This is a genomic window from Noviherbaspirillum galbum, from assembly GCF_010974945.1.
Lineage (GTDB): Bacteria > Pseudomonadota > Gammaproteobacteria > Burkholderiales > Burkholderiaceae_D > Noviherbaspirillum > Noviherbaspirillum galbum.
Genome location: NZ_JAAIVB010000001.1, coordinates 1 through 1079, shown reverse-complemented (window position 1 = coordinate 1079; position 1079 = coordinate 1). Strand labels below are relative to the sequence as shown.

Sequence of the window (1079 nt, the reverse complement as noted above, 5' to 3'; positions counted from 1 at the left end):
TTGTCGCCCGGCATCACCATCTCCTTGTCCTTCGGCAGTTCGATCGCGCCCGTCACGTCCGTCGTCCGGAAGTAGAACTGCGGACGGTAGTTGTTGAAGAACGGCGTGTGACGACCACCTTCGTCCTTCGACAGCACGTAGATCTCGCCGGTGAAGTGCTTGTGCGGCTTGATCGAACCCGGCTTGGCCAGCACCTGGCCACGCTCGACGTCTTCGCGCTTGGTGCCACGCAGCAGCACGCCCACGTTGTCGCCTGCCTGGCCCTGGTCCAGCAGCTTGCGGAACATTTCGACGCCCGTGCAAATCGTCTTTTGCGTATCACGGATACCGACGATTTCGATTTCATCGCCAACCTTGACGATGCCGCGCTCGACACGACCGGTCACCACGGTGCCGCGGCCGGAGATCGAGAACACGTCTTCCACCGGCATCAGGAACGTGCCGTCGATGGCGCGCTCGGGAGTCGGGATGTAGCTGTCGAGGGCTTCGGCCAGCTTCATGATGGCGCCTTCGCCCAGGTCGCTCTTGTCGCCTTCGAGGGCCAGCTTGGCCGAACCGCGCACGATGGGCAGGTCGTCGCCGGGGAACTCGTACTTCGACAGCAGTTCGCGCACTTCCATCTCGACGAGCTCGAGCAGTTCGGCGTCGTCGACCATGTCGCACTTGTTGAGGAACACGATGATGTAGGGCACGCCGACCTGACGGGCCAGCAGGATGTGCTCACGGGTCTGGGGCATCGGGCCGTCGGCGGCCGAGCACACCAGGATCGCGCCGTCCATCTGGGCGGCGCCGGTGATCATGTTCTTGACGTAGTCGGCGTGGCCGGGGCAGTCGACGTGGGCGTAGTGGCGGTTAGCAGTCTCGTACTCGACGTGCGCGGTATTGATGGTGATGCCGCGTGCCTTTTCTTCGGGCGCCGCGTCGATCTCGTCATACTTCTTCGCTTCGCCGCCAAACTTGGCCGACAGCACGGTTGCAATCGCTGCAGTCAGCGTGGTCTTGCCGTGGTCAACGTGACCAATCGTGCCTACGTTCACGTGCGGTTTCGTCCGCTCAAACTTGCCTTTTGCCATTTTGCA

1 protein-coding gene is annotated in these 1079 nt (G+C 62.5%); it reads right to left on the bottom strand.

Translation table 11 applies throughout. The annotated features are described in order from the left end of the window. Window positions 1–1073, bottom strand: a 1073-nt coding sequence (gene tuf / locus G3574_RS00005; protein WP_163959612.1) for an elongation factor Tu, incomplete at its 3' end; no start/stop codon positions are given. Between the last annotated feature and the right edge of the window lie 6 nt (window positions 1074–1079).